We start from the raw sequence: 17,452 nt of genomic DNA, 5'->3' as shown, positions 1-17,452 counted from the left end.
ACAGATGCAAAACTTTATGAAGGCAGGTAGTATGAGCCGTTTCTTTTTCTTCATTGCCGGAATACTCCTGGCGCAGGGCTGTAATACCCAACCCGACAAAGTAGCGGATGAAAAGCAGAAATATATCATCCCTGATACCGTATTACGTTCCCTGAAAATTGATACTGTACAAAAAGGTGCGCTGGTAAATGACCTTACACTGACCGGTAAAGTGACTACCAACGACGATAACGTATCTAAGATTTATCCGCTGGTGAGTGGTAAGATCCGGGATATTAAAGTGGCATTGGGCGATTATGTTAACAAAGGTCAAACCCTGGCCGTCATGAATAGTACTGAGATGGCCGGCTATAGCGCTGACCTGGTAAATGCAGAAGCAGGATTGTCGGTAGCAAAGAAAAATATGGAAGCTACACAGGATATGTATAAAAGCGGCATCGCTTCCCAGAAAGATCTCCTGTCGGCCGAAACCGATTACCAGAAAGCACAATCTGAACTGGGCCGCGTAAAAAGGGTATTGAATATCAATGGTGGCAATACTGGTGGTGAATACGTGATTACCTCGCCGATCAGTGGGTTTGTAGTAGAAAAGCTGGTCACCAACAATACGATGGTACGCGCCGATGCCGGTACGCAATTGTTTACCATCTCCGACCTGAAAAATGTATGGATCATGGCCAACGTATATGAATCCAACATCGGGCAGGTGCATATGGGCGACAACGTGGAGGTAACCACCTTATCCTATCCCGGCAAGGTTTTTCATGGCACGGTTGATAAGATGTATAACGTACTCGATCCTACGAATAAAGTGATGAAGGTACGAATCGTTATGTCTAACGAAGATTATTCCCTGAAGCCGGAAATGTTTGCCAGCATCCGGGTAGTGTATAAAGATGGGGGGCAGGCCCTGAGTATTCCTTCTTCCGCCCTGATATTCGATAACAGCCGTTACTATGTGCTTATTTACCATAGCAAATCTGATGTGAAGATTACGCCGGTAAGCGTGATCAATTCCATTGGCGACAGAACATATATTTCAGCAGGTGTGAACGCAGGCGACCAGGTCATTGCATCCCAGGCGATCCTGATTTATGATGCACTGAATAACTAGGTGAACCCTGCTAACTAATCATAGTATAATTGTTTTTAGATGAATAAAGTTCTCAGAAGTATAATAGGCTTTTCGCTGAAGAATAAATATTTCATTTTCTTCGCCACGTTGCTGTTGCTGGTATCGGGCATCATCTGTTTTAAAAATATGCCAATTGAGGCATTTCCTGATGTTACCAACACGGAAATCAGTATTATTACCCAGTGGCCGGGAAGAAGTGCGGAGGAGGTGGAGAAATTTGTGACCATCCCGATAGAAATCGCGATGAACCCCGTACAAAAGAAAACCAGCCTACGCTCCACGAGTATTTTCGGGCTGTCTTATGTGAAGCTGATTTTTGATGATAAAGTTACCGACAATGAGGCCAGGATACAGGTAAATAACCTCCTGGCCAATGCCAGCCTGCCGGAGAATGTTAACCCTTCCGTACAGCCGCCTACAGGGCCTACGGGCGAAATTTACCGCTATTCGCTGAGGAGTTCCTTCCGCGATGTTCGGGAGCTGAAAACCATACAAGACTGGACGATCGACCGGCAGCTGCGTGCTGTACCGGGTGTGGCAGATATTGTTAGTTTTGGGGGAGAAGTAAAAACCTACGAAATACGGGTAGATCCGGGCAAACTGACCAATCTTGGCATTACGCCACTGGACGTATATTCTGCCGTTACCAAAAGCAATATCAACATCGGTGGGGATGTGATCGTGAAAAACGACCAGGCCTATGTAGTGCGTGGTATCGGTTTACTGAATGATATCAATGAGATCAAAAATATCATCGTAGAGAACGTAAACGGTATCCCTGTACTGGTGAAAGACGTGGCATCGGTAGAAATATCCAATATGCCCAGGTTGGGGCACGTAGGCCGCACAGATGCCATCGTGGATTCAACTGGCCGCAGAACCGTTACAGATGAAGATGATGTGGTTCAGGCCATCGTGATTATGCGCAAAGGAGAGAATCCTTCGGAGGTAGTACAGGCCGTAAAAGCGAAAATTAATAAACTCAATGCCTCCGTGTTGCCGGCGGATACCAAAATTATTCCTTTTTACGACCGGGAAGATTTGATCCACTTTGCCACCGAAACGGTGATGCATAATCTCGTGGAAGGCATACTGTTGGTAACACTGCTGGTATCGATCTTCATGTTCAACTGGCGCACCACGCTGATTGTTTCCATTATCATTCCATTAGCACTGCTGTTTGCATTCATCTGCCTGCGCCTGATGGGCATGTCGGCTAACCTGTTGTCCCTGGGTGCGGTGGATTTTGGAATTATCATAGACGGCGCCGTGGTCATGGTAGAAGGGCTATTTGTCGTCCTTGACCACCAGGCGCGGGATGTGGGCATGGAACGATTTAATAAGATGGCCAAAATGGGCCTGATCCGGAAACACGGTGCACAGCTGGGGAAGGCCATCTTCTTTGCCAAAGTCATCATTATTACCGGCTTACTACCCATCTTCGCTTTCCAGAAAGTGGAAGGGAAAATGTTTTCGCCGCTGGCCTATACCCTTGGCTTCGCCTTGCTGGGCGCCTTGATTACTACGCTTACCCTGGTGCCGGTATTGATTAACCTGTTGCTCCGGAAAAATGTGCATGAAAAACACAATCCTATTCTGCACGCGCTCACCGGGTTTATGCTGGGATGGTTTGCATTTACCTTTAAGCATAAAAAGAAGGCGGTTTTCTCTTCGTTTCTCATTATTGGTCTCGGGTTATATTCTTTCAAATTTTTGGGGACAGAGTTCTTGCCTGAGCTGAATGAAGGTTCTATCTGGCTAAGGGTACAGCTGCCCTACAGCGTATCGCTGGATAAGTCGGTACAAACATCCCGGCAGGTAAGGGCCACGTTGATGCAATTCCCGCAGGTGAAGAATATTGTATCACAAACCGGGCGGCCGGATGATGGTACCGATGTGGCGGGATTCTATAATAATGAGTTTGACGTGATGTTGTACCCGGAAAAGGAGTGGAAACCGAACATTACCAAGGAAGAGCTGATCAACCGCATGAGTGAAAAATTGTCGGTGATACCAGGTGCATCGCTCAACTTCTCGCAGCCCATTATGGATAACATTGAAGAAGCCGTATCCGGGGTGAAGGGGTCTATCTGCGTAAAGATCTTCGGGGATTCCCTGAACTATATGGAATCGCAGATCACGCAGGTGCAGAATGTATTAAGAACGGTGAGAGGTATTGAAGACCTGGGTGTGATCAAGAATATTGGTCAGCCGGAACTGAATATCGACCTGGACCAGCAGAAGATGGCGTTGTATGGCGTAGCCACGGCAGATGCCAATGCTGTGATTGAAATGGCGATCGGAGGAAAGGCTGCCAGCACTTTATATGAGGGTATTAAGAAGTTTGACATTCGCTTACGTTTCCCGGAAGAATACCGTAAGAATGCGGAGGATATCGGCAATCTGATGGTGCCTACCCAAAGTGGATCTAAAGTACCGGTGAAAGAGATTGCGAAGATTGTGATGAAAACAGGGCCATGCCTGATTTTCCGGGATGCCAATGAGCGGTATTCTGCCGTGAAATTTTCTATAAGAGGCCGGGACATGGGTAGTACCATTGCGGAAGCCCAGGAAAAAGTAGGTAAGGTGGTGAACCTGAAAGGAGGCTATACGATGGTATGGCAGGGCGACTTTGAAAATGAGCAACGGGCCACCCACCGCTTACAACAGGTGGTGCCCATCAGCCTGATGCTGATTTTCCTGCTGCTCTTTGTGATGTTTGGTAATTTAATGGATGCTGGCCTGGTATTCCTCAATGTACCCTTCGCGATCGTAGGAGGCTTGCTGGCGCTGCATATCACCGGTACCAACTTCAGTATCTCTGCCGGTATTGGTTTCATCGCGTTGTTTGGAATTTGTATACAGGATGGGGTGTTACTGATTACCGTGTTTAAACAAAACCTGGAGAAAATGCGGGGACAAAACGCGTCCCTCTATACCGCTATTAAGCTGGGGGTTAACTCCCGCATCCGGCCGGTAATGATGACGGCATTGATGGCGGCAATAGGGCTGTTTCCTGCAGCAATTTCCCATGGTATCGGTTCTGAAAGTTCACGGCCACTGGCCAGGGTAGTAATTGGAGGAATCCTTTGCGCTATGGTGTTTTCCCTGATTATCTTCCCCCTGATTTTTGGTTGGGTGTACCGGAAATTTGATACCCGGCACCAGGAATAAAGAAGGTTGTTTTATAAGTTTAATTGGTGCGGCTGCCTTTCGTTTTATCGGAAAGGCAGCCTTTTTATTTTTATTTATCCGGCAGCGTTTTCATCGCTGTTTTTTTGTTTTAGCCGCTTCACTTTTTTGTCTTTGGCTTCATCTCCCAGGAGGATGGCCCAGGGCTGCATTTCCTCAATATTCTCGCAAATGATTTTAATGATGGCAATGGCAGGAATGGCGAGAAACATACCGGGAATACCCCAGAGCATATTGCCCAATACCACGCCTATAATGGTAATGAGGGCATTGATTTTCACTTTGGAGCCTACAATGCTGGGAAACAGCACATTGCTGTCGAATACGTGTACCAGGAACAGGACGACACCAGCCTGCAGGGCCTGGATTGGCGCGCCGGTGGCCAGCGTAACCAGGATGATCAGGATGGCGGCAGAGAGTATACCTACATAGGGAATAATATTGAAGATAGCCGCCATTACCCCCAATAAAATGGCATATTTAATACCGAGTATCAGGAATAAAACGGTGTTGAGAACCGCTACTATTACCATCTCAATCATTAATCCGCCTACATAGCTTTTAATGATACTGCGGGTGCTGCCGATCACTGTCAACAGCTTTCCGCGATGTTCTTCCCTGAAATTTTTTATCAGGAATTTTACCAGTAACCTCCGGTAGAAGAGAATAAAAAATGCATATAGGAATACAAATACGATGAATACCAGCAGGGAAGAGAGTGACAGGAATGTTTGGCTGATAAAGCTGGTAGCGCTACCCAGGGTGCCCATCAGCGCCTTTTCCACATAACTTAACTGGTCGCTGGAGTTGACATGAAACTTTTCGTTTACCCAGTCCTGTGTGGAACTAACCACCAGCAATAGTTTTTGCTGCAGGGTAGGGAAGTCGGAAATAAAGGCTTCCATTTGTTTGCCCAGCATGATCATGATCAGCACCAGCACAATAATAAATAACAGTACTGCGAGTATGGCGGCCACGCCCCTGGGTATCCGCCATTTCTCCAGCCTTTGTACTACCGGTAGCAGCATGATGGCAATGAGGAGGGCAAACATCATAGGTACAACAATGCCACTACCGATATGAGCCACATAAATGACCAGGATAATGGATAACAGGGTAAAGGTGAGTCTTGCGCTGAAAGGCAGTTTAACCTCGTTCATAGATGCGTACTTTTATCAAAGATATTAAAAATCAACGTGTATAACATTAGAATTGCTATTATACATTTGTTTGGCCCAAATGGTTGCAGAACATCCCGGCATTCCTTAATTTACTGCATTCCTGAAAAATTTTTATCACTTATGAAAAAACTATTTGCCCTTTTTCTGCTGTTTGCCGCCAATATTTCCTTTTCTTTTGCGATGCCACCACCAGCCGACACGCTGCCTGTCCGCGGTTTTTGCATAGCGGCTCCCCGGTCGGCCGGACTGCCGGCTTTTCTGAAGTTTATAGCAACAGAGCTGGCGCCCCGCCATATCAATACGCTGGTGCTCCGGGTGGATTTCAATTACCAGTTTAAGTCGCATCCAGAGTTGCGCGACCCGGGCGCTTTAACGGAAGCGGAGGTAAAGCAATTGGTACAGACCTGCCGTGCACACCAGATACAGCTTATTCCGCAGATTAATTTGCTGGGGCATCAGTCCTGGGCAGGTACCATTAACAACTTGCTGAAGGTATACCCTGATTTTGATGAAACGCCCTGGGTAAAGATGCCTGCCAAATATGAATGGCCCAATGCAGATGGGTTGTATTGCAAGAGTTATTGTCCGCTGCATCCGGGGGTGCATAAAATAGTATTTGAATTGGTAGATGAGATCTGTGATGTGTTTGAGTCCACCGCTTTTCATGCCGGTATGGACGAAGTATTTTATATCGGTGAAGAGAAGTGCCCCCGTTGCGGTGGGCGGGATAAGGCAGAATTATTTGCCGGGGAAGTATGGACCCTGCGTAATCACCTGGCCGGAAAGCAGCGTGTGTTATGGATTTGGGGCGATCGCCTGCTTGATGGCAAAATCACGGGGTTAGGAGCCTGGGAGGCAAGTATGAATAATACTGCCAGGGCGGTAGACCTGGTACCAAAAGATATTATGATCTGCGACTGGCATTATGAGCGTCCTGATAAAACGCCTGTCTATTTTGCGATGAAAGGACTGTCTGTGATTACCTGTCCCTGGCGGATGCCGGCCAATGCGAAGTTGCAACTGAAAGACATGAATGATTTCCGGGCTACCGCTACTAAAGACATGAAGCCGCGCTACCAGGGGATGATGCAGACGGTGTGGTCGGATGCCGATAGTTTCCTCGCCGAATTTTATGGTACTGGGAAACCCCAGAAAGACATGGAGCATACCAGTGCCAATTGTTTCCGGGCGGTTTTTGAGAAGTAAGGAGATGTTCCCGTGGAGAGGTACCGCAGCCTGGGGAATCACCGCAGGGAACATCCATTAGTCACTTACTCAATAGTGTTTCTTCAGCTGCGGTATATATATTTCGGAATAGCTAGGGCCGTTCATGGAGATGAAAAAGTGATTGCCGCTCATTTTGAATATGCCTTCCTTGCAGTTCATGCTGATGAAATTATACATTGGCACACCGGCGGTGGCAAAGTCCATGGGTACGGGCAGTTTCAGGTAGTTGCCGCCAGTAATTCTTTTCGTCATCAGGTAGCCGAAATTTTGCTGTAACTGTATATGCGCTGCAATGGCCTGCACGGGGATCAATATGCCGGCAAACATGGATAGCCGTTCATAGTTAGTGACCGGTACAGCATCAAGAGTTCCGGTAATAATCCTGCTTTGTGGCAGATCGTACAGGGTTTGCATCTTCTTAAACAGGTTATAGTACTGAGTCATCCTGGCAATCATTTCCGTTACGGGGTCTTGTCCCCTGGAGATGAGAGAATAATACAGGATGCTGTCCGGCAGCTTTACTTTTTCGCAACGTTCGTAGTTAAACAGGCCGTTGAAGGCATCAGGGCCCAAAGCGGCCGTAATAGATTCCGTTATCTGCAAGGTTCTCTTTTCGTTGGGAAGAATAATGATTTGCCGGAAATCTTTCGGGCTTTCTTTAAAATGTTGTTTGAACGCCTTGCTAAATGCCGCTGTAGTAGCGTATCCGCACAGGTCACTTATTTCACCGATATTATATCCGCTGTGCCGGAGCAGGCCTGCGGCCAGTTCCAGCCGGTGGCGCTTAACGTAATGCCAGAAGGGTTCGCCCATGTACTGCGCGAAGTTGTGATAGAAATAAGAATAGGAAATACCCAGTCTGTCGGAAACATCTTTAATGCTAAACGGATCGCCTACGTGATCATCTGCAAAGGATAGCCCCTGGAGGGCAAAGTTTTCAAGTTGTTCTCTGGTTATAAGGGAAGCCATAAAATAATACGTGATTTTAGGAATTCACCGGATGCGACATGTAAATTTTATCGTAAATCAGCTTTTATCAACATGAACATTATATGTAATTTAATCCCTTTTGAGATGTTCCAACATGTAATTTTAAAAATCATTTCAAAATATTAATTATCAATATAATATGAATATTTTTTTTAAAGTATTTGAAGGGAGCCCGGGCGTTTATTCTCTCTTGAGGGGCATTTTTTTTAAGAAAGCGCAAAAAAAGCTGAAATGGACAAATGGTTCTGAAAGCGATTGAATAACTTTAAAAGTGCGTCATGTAAACAGCTCCAACCAGGTTTTCAGTTCGGATTTTACTGAGTTTATGATATTTGTCCTATCAATCCTGTTATGGAGTTGCGGAAATCGCAACGCCATTAGGAAGATTTATAACATGGCTCCCGTAGTATAATTGTATTTAACCATGATACTTGTCATTATTACTTTCCTATTGCTATTGTTGTTTCTGGGCTGGGTTTTATTGTTCCGCCACTTCAGAGCCTTGCAGGTTGCCAATATCAATATTGTAAAGCAGGAACAGAAGGAAGCCTCATTGTTGTATCAGTTGCACGAAATCAAAAAGAAAAATCATCAGCTGGAAGACAAGCTCCGTGAGGTGCAGTATGAGCTCTATCACGAGAAACAGAAAGCGGCGCATCGCTGAAGGAACATCCACCTTTTTACTTTCCATTCTGCCAATATTTGGGTAGGTTTGTTGCCATGAAAGTCGTTTTCCAGATTACATCCGGTGATGCCGATGTACAGTTATCCATGTTAGGGCAGCTCCATAACCTGCTTGCCCAGGCGGCAATAGAGCAAACGTCGCTTGAGGTGGAGGTAGTAGTACATGGACAGGCCTGGAACCTGTTGTTACCCACCGCCAATCCCCTGGCGGAGAAAGTCCGGCTACTGCAGGAAAGAACCGTATTATTTATCATTTGTGCCAATACCCTCCGTGGCCGGGAAATGCAATTAACGGATCTGCTGCCTGGAATAGCCCTGGTACCTGCAGCTATCTTTCACCTGGTAAAACGCCAACAGGAAGGCTGGGCCTATATCAGATGTTAGTTTAGCGATTTATTACGTTAATTGTTTATTAGTTAATTGCTTTATTAGTTTATTTTTACATTTTTAAAGACCCTGTGGGTGTATGTGGAGAAAGTATTGAAGCGGGCAGCAAATAAAAATTGTAGAATTAGCGTTTAATGGAATCAAATCGGACTAACCTCTTAAACTTTTATACTTTGAAATTCACAAAATCTACCGGAATACTCTTGTTGTTGACGGCGATCCCCTTTTTCAGCTTTGCACAGGACTGGCATGTGGGCGCTTTTGCAGGCATTAGTAATTACAGCGGAGATCTGACACAACAGCGGGTGGATATGAAATACACCCGGCCGGCACTTGGGTTGTTAGTGCGAAAAGATATCAACCGTTATCTCAGCATACGGGGGGCTTTTACCTGGGGAATTGCTACAGGTGCAGATAGTACCAACACCTCGCCCGCGTTGAAAGCCCGTAACCTTAGTTTCCGTACCAATATTTTTGAAGGAAGCCTGATCGGTGAAATCAATTTTTTTGACCTGGACGAAAAAGGTTTTACTCCCTACGTATTTGTAGGTGTGGGCGCCTTTGGTTTTGATCCTACCGCCAAAGACCAATCGGGCAACCGGGTGCGCCTGCGGCCACTGGGCACAGAAGGGCAGGGGTTACCTCAATATCCCAGTCGTAAGCCGTATGATCTCTTAACTTTATCCTTTCCATTCGGTGCCGGTCTTAAGGCCAACCTGAATGAAAAGTGGACACTCGGATTTGAAATCGGATTACGGCCTACGCTCACCGACTATCTCGATGATGTAAGTACGAATTATGTTGATAAAAACACATTGCTGACTTATCGTGGCCAGAAAGCCGTAGACATGGCCTATCGCGGCGATGAAGTAACCGGGAAAGGGACTACACCGGGTACTTATCCGGCAGATGGCACTATCCGCGGTTCCGATAAACATAAGGACTGGTACGCCTTTTCGGGATTTACCATTACCTATCGCCTGGGCGGTGGTTCAGGATGGGGTAAGCAAAAAGCTACCCGTTGCCCTATACTGCGGCCGTAACAGCGCTTTTAACTTTTTATTTTTTCCATATAATCCCGGCCTTGTGCCGGGATTTTTTTATTGGCATAGTTGTTGAATTTAGGAGTTTAAACAGGTATCAATGTAGCCACCAGCTTATAGCGGATGGCATCAACAGAAATCGCGGAGAGAGTATGAAATCAACAGCCGCAAAAAAATAAGTTGGTGTGCAACGACCTGTTATAGCTAACAAAAAAAAAGTGCCATGAAGAAGTTTTTGTATTTAGCTTCAGTGATGTTGACGGTGGGTAGCATGAGCCTTTTTGCACAACACAGGCCTCCAGCTCCACCACTGCCACCAAGGCCACCGGTACCGGGGCACTTCCCGCATCCGCCGGTTCCGCCTCGTCCGCCGTTGCCGCCGCATCTCAGGCATCCGCCGCATCCACCACATCCGCCCGGACCGCCACGCCGGCATCGCCACAGGCACTATAACTATAGACCACATCGGCATTACCACCGATATAGCTATGTGAGCTACCCGGGAGCCACCTACGTTGTGAATAGCGCTCACCTGAACTTATATCAGCTTTCGTAAAGAATAACACCACAATTTTTATTTGCCAACCAATCTTGAACTAAAAAACCAAACAACATGAAAAAAGTAATGCTGATGATGCTGCTGATAGGTGGTACAGTGTTTACCGCTTCCGCTCAAAGAGGATGGGGTCATGACAGGGGCCGCGGACATGGCCGCTGGGAGCGCGAGAGATGCGATCGCGACGATGACAGATGGGAACGTAGAAGGGAATGTCGCCGCGACTGGGATGATGATGAGTGTTACCGCCCAAGAAGAAGGGTCGTATATGCCGAACCCGCTTACTACCCGGTAGTACCTGTACCGGTGCCAGTACCCGCTCCACGCTATTACCCCTCCAGGCCCAGAGCCGTATTCCACGCAGGAGTTACCATCGTGAACTGATAACTGAAAATGGAATAAATGAGATGCCTCCCATTATTTAAGTGGGGGGCATTTTTTATTGCGGTGCGGGATGGTTACTTTTGTTGATTGGTAATACGAATCAATCATGGCATATAAAAATCTCAGACACTTTATAGATACGCTGGAACAGGCAAATGAACTGGTACGCATCAAGACGTATGTGGACCCACGACTGGAAATCGCGGAAATAACTGACCGGGTAAGCAAATCGCCCGATGGGGGTAAAGCGCTGCTGTTCGAAAATACCGGGACAGATTTCCCGGTACTGATCAACGCAATGGGCAGTTATAAGCGTATGTGCCTGGCCCTGGGTGTACAGGAACTGGACGATGTTGCCGGGGAAATTGAAAACCTCTTTAAAATGCTCTCCAAGCCCAAAGAAGGGATATTGGATAAACTGGCCCTGCTGCCCAAGCTGGGACAATTTGCCTCCTGGATGCCCAAAGTGATTGGCGGAAAAGGAAGCTGCCAGGAAGTGGTGATGGCCAATCCTGACCTGAACAAGCTGCCTGTACTTACCTGCTGGCCCAAAGACGGGGGCCCGTTTATTACACTTCCCGTAATACATACCAAAGACCCGCTGACCGGCACCCGCAACGTAGGGATGTACCGGATGCAGGTATTTGAAAAAGATATGACCGGTATGCACTGGCATAAACATAAAGTATCTGCCAAACACTTTATGGAATATAAAAAGCTGAATAAGCGTATGCCCGTTGCCGTAGTACTGGGCGGCGACCCGGTATATACCTATTCTGCTACTGCGCCGCTCCCTGAAAACGTGGATGAATACATGCTGGCTGGCTTTCTCCGTAAGAAAAAAGTAGAACTGGTAAAATGTATTACCCAGCCGGAAATAGAAGTTCCTGCCGATGCCGACTTTGTGATTGAAGGGTATGTAGACCCTTCGGAAGATCTGATATGGGAAGGTCCCTTTGGCGACCATACCGGCTACTATTCCCTGGCCGACTGGTATCCCCGCTTCCATGTAACGGCAGTTACGCACCGCAAAGATGCCGTATATCCGTCTACCATCGTGGGTATTCCACCACAGGAGGATGCCTGGATAGGAAAAGCTACAGAACGCATTTTCCTCGCACCCATTAAAATGACGCTGGTGCCGGAAATCATAGATATGGAAATGCCGGTAGAAGGGGTCTTTCATAACCTGGTAATTGCCCAGATTAAGAAAGACTACGCCGGACAAGCCCAAAAAGTGATGAATGCCATGTGGGGCGCCGGGCAGATGATGTTTAACAAGATCCTGGTGGTTACCGACGATGGAACAAAGATCAATGACTATAAGCGACTGGCCCAATATGTCTTCCAACACCTGAACCCGGCTACCGATATCTACCTGAGCCAGGGGCCTATGGATGTACTGGATCATTCTTGCTCCAAAATGGGCTTCGGCGGTAAGATGTGTATCGACGGTACCCGGAAATCGGAAGAAGAGCTGGATACGACCTTCCTGCAGGCGCCATCGCCGCGGGAAGTAGATACGGCCGCTATTATGCGGCAGTTCCCTGAAATAAAGGGTATCAACAGCAGCTTACTGCCGTTGGATATCTCCTGTATACTGGTAGCAGTAGAAAAGAACCGCCCTTTTCATATCCGCGAACTGAATGAACAGCTATATACGTTACCGGCGCTGACAGGTGTGAAAATGGTATTGTATGTAGAGCATACCGTGGATGTTAGCGACCTGGCCTCGGCGCTGTGGCGTTTCTGCAATAACCTGGACCCTAAGCGCGATAGCTTTGTGATACGCCAGCCATCGGCTATTGCAGGGAAGTATGTGGGGGGCATTGGCATGGATGGTACGCTGAAAACCAGGCTGCTGGATAACTTTGAACGTGACTGGCCTAATATCATTGTAGCAGATGATGCCACCATCAGTAAAGTAGATGCCAAATGGGCGGAGTTGGGCATGGGCCCCTTTCTTCCCTCGCCTTCTCTTAAATACAAACACCAGATTTATGGCGAAGAAGCGGTGGTACAACAGTAAATATCTCCTCCTGGCAGGATTGTTACTGGCTGGTAGTCTTCGGGCAGCCGGCCAGGTAAGCACCGCCGATTTTCCACTGCTCAGCAAGCTGGAAGGCACCTGGCGTATGTCTACCCGCAAAAGCACGATAGTAGAACGTTGGAGTAAAATAAACGACTCTACCTGGAGCGGTAAAACCTGGCGTGTGGTGGGAAAAGACAGTGCGGTGCAGCAATCGATGCAGGTGGTGCAAAGGAATGGGGAAATCAGTTTTATACCTGTTTACGAAGGCGGACCTACGGCCAGGCCTATACGTTTACGGCTCCGGGTACTGAAGCCCATTGGCTTTGTAGCAGAAGACCTCAGTAACGACTTTCCCCGTAAAATTACTTACCGCTTTAAAGACGCCCGCCACCTGGATGCCCGTGTGGAAGGCACCAGGGATGGGACTATAGAAGAATATATTTTCCAGTATGTGATCGTGGAAGACTAGCCATTCCTGATTGCGTAATAAAAAAGATCGGCGCCCGGAATCCCGGACGCCGATCTTTTTTATGTTTTTCTATTTGTGTATTTCAGAAGTGAAGTTAAACTGGATATCCGGGTTGTTGGTACGTTCGGTATTCAGGTACCATTCAGACTGGGCCAGGTATACCAGGTGACCGTCTTTATCTTCCACGATGTTGGAGGATTTAAAGCGGATGAAGTCTTCGATTTTATTTTTAGGACCGGTGAGCCAGCAGGCCTTATAGAAAGGCAGGGTATTAAACTGGCAGGCCGCACCATATTCCTGAAGCAGGCGGTACTGGATTACTTCAAACTGAAGTTCACCTACGCAACCAATAATTTTACGGTTACCACCATGTTGGGTAAATAACTGGGCTACCCCTTCATCTGTAAGCTGACGGATACCTTTTTCCAGCTGTTTGGTTTTCATCGGGTCCTTGTTTACCAGCTCCTTGAACAGTTCCGGAGAGAAGCTGGGGATACCGGTAATGTAGAAGTTTTCACCTTCCGTCAGGGTATCGCCGATTTTAAAGTTGCCGGTATCGAATAAGCCCACCACATCGCCGGGGAAAGCATCATCTACAATGTTTTTCTCACGGGCGAGGAAGCTGTAAGGGTTGCTGAATCTAACGTCTTTGTCTAAACGAACATGGTGATAAAACTTGTTGCGTTCAAATTTACCGGAGCAAACGCGAAGGAAGGCGATACGGTCGCGGTGGCGGGGATCGAGGTTCGCATGTATTTTAAATACAAATCCGCTGAACTTATCTTCCTGTACACTTATTTCGCGGGTAGTAGCGGTACGGTCGCGGGGGGTAGGCGCAATGTCTACGAAGGTATCCAACAGGTCTTTTACCCCGAAGTTGTTGACTGCACTACCAAAGAAAACGGGGGCCAGTTTACCCGCCAGGTAATCTTCCCGGTTAAACGTATCATACACGCCTTCGATGAGTTCTACATCGCCACGGAGCTGGGCGGCATCTTTTTCGTTGAAATGCTCATCCACGTAGCGGCTGCTGAGATCATCGAGGGGCACTACATCCTCGTCGGTGGCTTTTTTATTGGGCTGGAAAGCTACCAGGCTTTTATCATAAAGGTTGTAAACTCCTTTGAAGTCGCTGCCCATGTTAATAGGCCAGCTGAGCGGTCTTACACGGATGCTGAGTTTTTCTTCCAGCTCGTCGAGCAGGTCGAAAGGATACTTACCATCGCGGTCCATTTTATTCACGAAAATGATGACAGGCGTATCGCGCATGCGGCATACTTCCATCAGTCTTTCGGTTTGTTCTTCCACCCCTTTTACGCAGTCGATTACCAGTACCACGCTGTCCACTGCGGTGAGGGTACGGTAGGTATCTTCAGCAAAGTCCTTGTGACCGGGTGTATCCAGGAGGTTAACGAGGATATCGCGGTATTCGAAGGTCATAACGGAAGTGGCTACGGAGATACCTCTCTGCCTTTCAATTTCCATGAAATCCGAAGTGGTGTGCTTCTTTATCTTATTGGATTTCACCGCACCGGCGGTTTGAATAGCCCCGCCAAACAGGAGGAATTTCTCTGTCAGCGTGGTTTTACCGGCATCCGGGTGAGCGATGATAGCAAAGGATTTTCTTTTATTGATTTCGTTAGCGTACTTCATATATATCCGAAAAATGGCAGCAAAGGTAACTAAATTTTTTGTCCGGCTATATTTCGTGTTTATTGGCGTCGGTCATGGCCATAAATCTGTTACATTTGAAATATGATAGCGACCCTTAAAATATTATGGAATAGTTTTAAGATGGCGATGCAGGAATTGCGGGTTAACAAGCTGCGTTCTTTTTTGTCATTGTTTGGTATAACCATAGGTATCTTCTGTATCATCGCCGTACTAACGCTCACCGGCAGCCTGGAACACAATATCAGGAAGGACCTGGCCGACCTGGGCGATGATGTGATTTACCTTCAGAAATGGCCCTGGGGCGGAAATGGAGAATATGCATGGTGGAAATATATGAACCGTCCGCTGCCTGAGTATAAAGACCTGAAAATTATACAGGATAAGGTGCAGAGTGCTAGCTATGCTTCCTTTGATTTTGAAGTGGGCGGTAAGAAAGTGGAGTATGGCGACGATTACATGGATGGGGTGAATATGATGGCTGTGACCCATGATTTTGACCAGATCCAGACCCTGCAGATAGTGGGCGGCCGCTATTTTGCCAATGGTGAAAGCAATAGTGGCGCCAACGTAGTTATCCTGGGATATACCGTCTGGGATGGTTTATTCCCTTCTGCGGAGGCGGCGCTGGGTAAGATGGTGAAGGTAGCAGGAAGGGATGTGAAAGTGATCGGTGTGTTGAAGAAAAAGGGAGAAAGTATGATTGGGGGGCTCGGTTACGACAACGCCATTATTCTTCCTTATCGTTTTGCCCGTACCATTGTGGATGAGCGCCGGTATGCAGATCCATATATCCTGGTAAAGGCTAAATCCACCGTGTCGATGGATCAGCTGAAAGATGAGCTGAGAGGAGTTATGCGGGCGGCGCACCGATTGAAACCTTCTGAGGAAGATGATTTTGCGCTGAATGAGATTAGTTCGGCCAATGAGAACCTTAACTCTCTTTTTGCGGCTATCAATGGCGGAGGAATCCTGATTGCGGGGTTTGCCTTGATTGTAGGGGCTTTCGGGATCGCCAATATTATGTTTGTGACCGTAAAAGAGCGGACCAATATTATCGGGTTGAAAAAGGCTATTGGCGCGCGCAGGGCGATTATCCTGATGGAGTTCCTGCTGGAAGCCATTTGCCTGTGTTTGTTCGGGGGATTGCTGGGACTATTACTCGTGTATTTGCTGACAGTAATTATTAATATGTCGGGTAGTTTTGAGATGATACTATCCCCGGGCTCGGCGGTTTTTGGCGTCAGCGTATCGGCAATTGTAGGCCTGCTGGCCGGTTTTATCCCGGCGTGGGTGGCCAGTAAACTGGACCCGGTGGTGGCCATAAGGAGCAATTGATCAGCTAAAGGTATTGGCAGCAGGCATGCTGCGTACAGGCGGGGTTTTCCCGCCTTTTTTTATTAAATTTGCCGCTTATGTCTGTTAAAATATTAGCCATAGAATCGTCCTGTGATGACACAGGAGCCGCCGTTATTGTAGATGGAAAAGTGTTGTCTAATCATATTGCTAACCAGAAGGTACATGAGCAATATGGCGGGGTAGTACCGGAACTGGCTTCCCGGGCGCACCAGGAGAATATAGTACCCGTAGTGGACATTGCTTTGCAAACAGCAGGCGTAAAGCGGGAGGAGCTGAGTGCCATTGCCTTTACCCAGTCGCCGGGCCTGATCGGATCGCTGCTGGTGGGTAGCTGCTTTGCCAAGTCGATGGCCATGGCGCTGGATATCCCGCTGATAGGGGTGCATCACATGCAGGCGCACGTGCTGGCTAATTTTATTGACGATCCCAAACCTGATTTCCCTTTTTTATGTTTGACGGTATCGGGGGGACATACCCAGATCGTGTTGTGTGAAAGTCCGTTGAAGATGCGGGTCATTGGCGAAACGCTGGACGACGCTGCCGGCGAGGCTTTCGATAAGAGCGCCAAAATACTGGGACTACCTTATCCCGGTGGCCCGTTGATCGATAAATATGCTAAAACCGGCAACCCTACCCGGTTTAAATTTCCCGAACCCAAAATCCCCGGGCTGAACTTCAGTTTCAGTGGGTTAAAGACGGCCATCCTGTACTTTTTACAGCAGCAGGATCCTGCCTTTATTGTGGAGAACATGCCAGATATCTGTGCCTCCATACAACATCGTATTATCAGTATCTTATTGAATAAAGTAATTAAGGCTGCCGAGGAAACTGGTATCCGTGATGTGGCCATTGCCGGCGGAGTGAGTGCCAATAGTGGCCTGCGCCAGGCGCTGGCTGAATACGGGGAGCGTTATGGCTGGCGTACCTTTATTCCGAAATTTGAATATTGTACCGACAATGCAGGTATGATTGCTATTACCGCGTATTACAAGTACCTGGCTGGCGATTTCGTGGGCCTGGATGCAGTGCCTACGGCGAGAGCCGCATTTTAATGAAAAGGTATCCGCGGTTAAATGCTAACAGTTTTGGGTAAAATCCTATTCCTTTCAGTTCCTGAATCGATTTAGCTTTAGGTTTGGCTA

Annotated in this window: 15 protein-coding genes; 12 read left to right on the top strand and 3 right to left on the bottom strand. The window is 47.5% G+C overall.

All coding sequences use genetic code 11. From position 1 onward, the window contains the following. Positions 1 to 4 precede the first annotated feature (4 nt). Positions 5 to 1,114, top strand: coding sequence for an efflux RND transporter periplasmic adaptor subunit (locus tag FHW36_RS26000; protein WP_222429189.1), 1,110 nt, complete (start codon positions 5 to 7; stop codon positions 1,112 to 1,114). 39 nt (positions 1,115 to 1,153) lie between these two features. Next, entirely contained in the window at positions 1,154 to 4,309 is a 3,156-nt protein-coding gene (locus FHW36_RS25995; RefSeq protein WP_145673527.1) for an efflux RND transporter permease subunit, read from the top strand. A 74-nt stretch (positions 4,310 to 4,383) separates the two neighbouring features. On the opposite strand, the gene FHW36_RS25990 is transcribed toward FHW36_RS25995, so the two are convergent. Continuing rightward, positions 4,384 to 5,487, bottom strand: coding sequence for an AI-2E family transporter (locus FHW36_RS25990; protein WP_145673526.1), 1,104 nt, complete (start codon positions 5,485 to 5,487; stop codon positions 4,384 to 4,386). Positions 5,488 to 5,628: 141 nt separating this feature from the next. Between FHW36_RS25990 and FHW36_RS25985 the strand changes: the two genes are divergently transcribed. Continuing rightward, the gene (locus FHW36_RS25985; protein WP_145673524.1) at positions 5,629 to 6,714 is read left to right on the top strand and encodes a family 20 glycosylhydrolase; all 1,086 of its coding nucleotides are present in this window, start codon (positions 5,629 to 5,631) and stop codon (positions 6,712 to 6,714) included. 69 nt (positions 6,715 to 6,783) lie between these two features. On the opposite strand, the gene FHW36_RS25980 is transcribed toward FHW36_RS25985, so the two are convergent. Continuing rightward, the gene (locus tag FHW36_RS25980; RefSeq protein WP_145673523.1) at positions 6,784 to 7,704 is read right to left on the bottom strand and encodes a helix-turn-helix transcriptional regulator; all 921 of its coding nucleotides are present in this window, start codon (positions 7,702 to 7,704) and stop codon (positions 6,784 to 6,786) included. Between the two features lie 445 nt (positions 7,705 to 8,149). Between FHW36_RS25980 and FHW36_RS25975 the strand changes: the two genes are divergently transcribed. The 7 genes from FHW36_RS25975 (at position 8,150) to FHW36_RS25945 (ending at position 13,280) form a co-directional block, all read left to right on the top strand. After that, a complete protein-coding gene (locus FHW36_RS25975) occupies positions 8,150 to 8,389 on the top strand; it encodes a hypothetical protein (protein WP_145673522.1) in 240 nt (79 codons plus the stop codon). 56 nt (positions 8,390 to 8,445) lie between these two features. Continuing rightward, positions 8,446 to 8,793 carry a DsrE family protein gene (locus FHW36_RS25970; RefSeq protein WP_145673521.1) on the top strand — a complete coding sequence of 116 codons (348 nt, stop codon included), beginning with the start codon at positions 8,446 to 8,448 and terminating at the stop codon, positions 8,791 to 8,793. A 176-nt stretch (positions 8,794 to 8,969) separates the two neighbouring features. Next, positions 8,970 to 9,839, top strand: coding sequence for a type IX secretion system protein PorG (gene porG / locus FHW36_RS25965; protein WP_186452601.1), 870 nt, complete (start codon positions 8,970 to 8,972; stop codon positions 9,837 to 9,839). A 223-nt stretch (positions 9,840 to 10,062) separates the two neighbouring features. Then, a complete protein-coding gene (locus FHW36_RS25960) occupies positions 10,063 to 10,395 on the top strand; it encodes a hypothetical protein (protein ID WP_145673518.1) in 333 nt (110 codons plus the stop codon). A 57-nt stretch (positions 10,396 to 10,452) separates the two neighbouring features. After that, positions 10,453 to 10,779, top strand: a complete 327-nt coding sequence (locus FHW36_RS25955) for a hypothetical protein (protein ID WP_145673517.1) — start codon at positions 10,453 to 10,455, stop codon at positions 10,777 to 10,779. A 106-nt stretch (positions 10,780 to 10,885) separates the two neighbouring features. Beyond that, complete coding sequence (locus tag FHW36_RS25950) at positions 10,886 to 12,808, top strand: menaquinone biosynthesis decarboxylase (protein ID WP_145673515.1); 1,923 nt, start codon at positions 10,886 to 10,888, stop codon at positions 12,806 to 12,808. Beyond that, the gene (locus FHW36_RS25945; protein ID WP_145673514.1) at positions 12,780 to 13,280 is read left to right on the top strand and encodes a DUF6265 family protein; all 501 of its coding nucleotides are present in this window, start codon (positions 12,780 to 12,782) and stop codon (positions 13,278 to 13,280) included. The genes FHW36_RS25950 and FHW36_RS25945 overlap by 29 nt, the downstream gene beginning before the upstream one ends. Before the next feature lie 69 nt (positions 13,281 to 13,349). On the opposite strand, the gene FHW36_RS25940 is transcribed toward FHW36_RS25945, so the two are convergent. After that, positions 13,350 to 14,933: a peptide chain release factor 3 gene (locus FHW36_RS25940; RefSeq protein WP_145673513.1), complete on the bottom strand. Its 1,584-nt coding sequence runs from the start codon at positions 14,931 to 14,933 to the stop codon at positions 13,350 to 13,352. A 102-nt stretch (positions 14,934 to 15,035) separates the two neighbouring features. Here FHW36_RS25940 and FHW36_RS25935 point away from each other — a divergent pair, with 102 nt between their 5' ends. Then, positions 15,036 to 16,289, top strand: a complete 1,254-nt coding sequence (locus FHW36_RS25935) for an ABC transporter permease (protein ID WP_145673511.1) — start codon at positions 15,036 to 15,038, stop codon at positions 16,287 to 16,289. A 77-nt stretch (positions 16,290 to 16,366) separates the two neighbouring features. Further along, positions 16,367 to 17,362 (top strand): tRNA (adenosine(37)-N6)-threonylcarbamoyltransferase complex transferase subunit TsaD, encoded by a 996-nt coding sequence (gene tsaD / locus FHW36_RS25930; RefSeq protein ID WP_145673510.1) that lies wholly within the window; start codon positions 16,367 to 16,369, stop codon positions 17,360 to 17,362. Positions 17,363 to 17,452 lie beyond the last annotated feature (90 nt).

Origin of the sequence: Chitinophaga polysaccharea, assembly GCF_007829335.1 — a bacterium.
Classification (GTDB): domain Bacteria; phylum Bacteroidota; class Bacteroidia; order Chitinophagales; family Chitinophagaceae; genus Chitinophaga; species Chitinophaga polysaccharea_B.
This window is presented reverse-complemented; position numbering and strand designations above follow the sequence as displayed.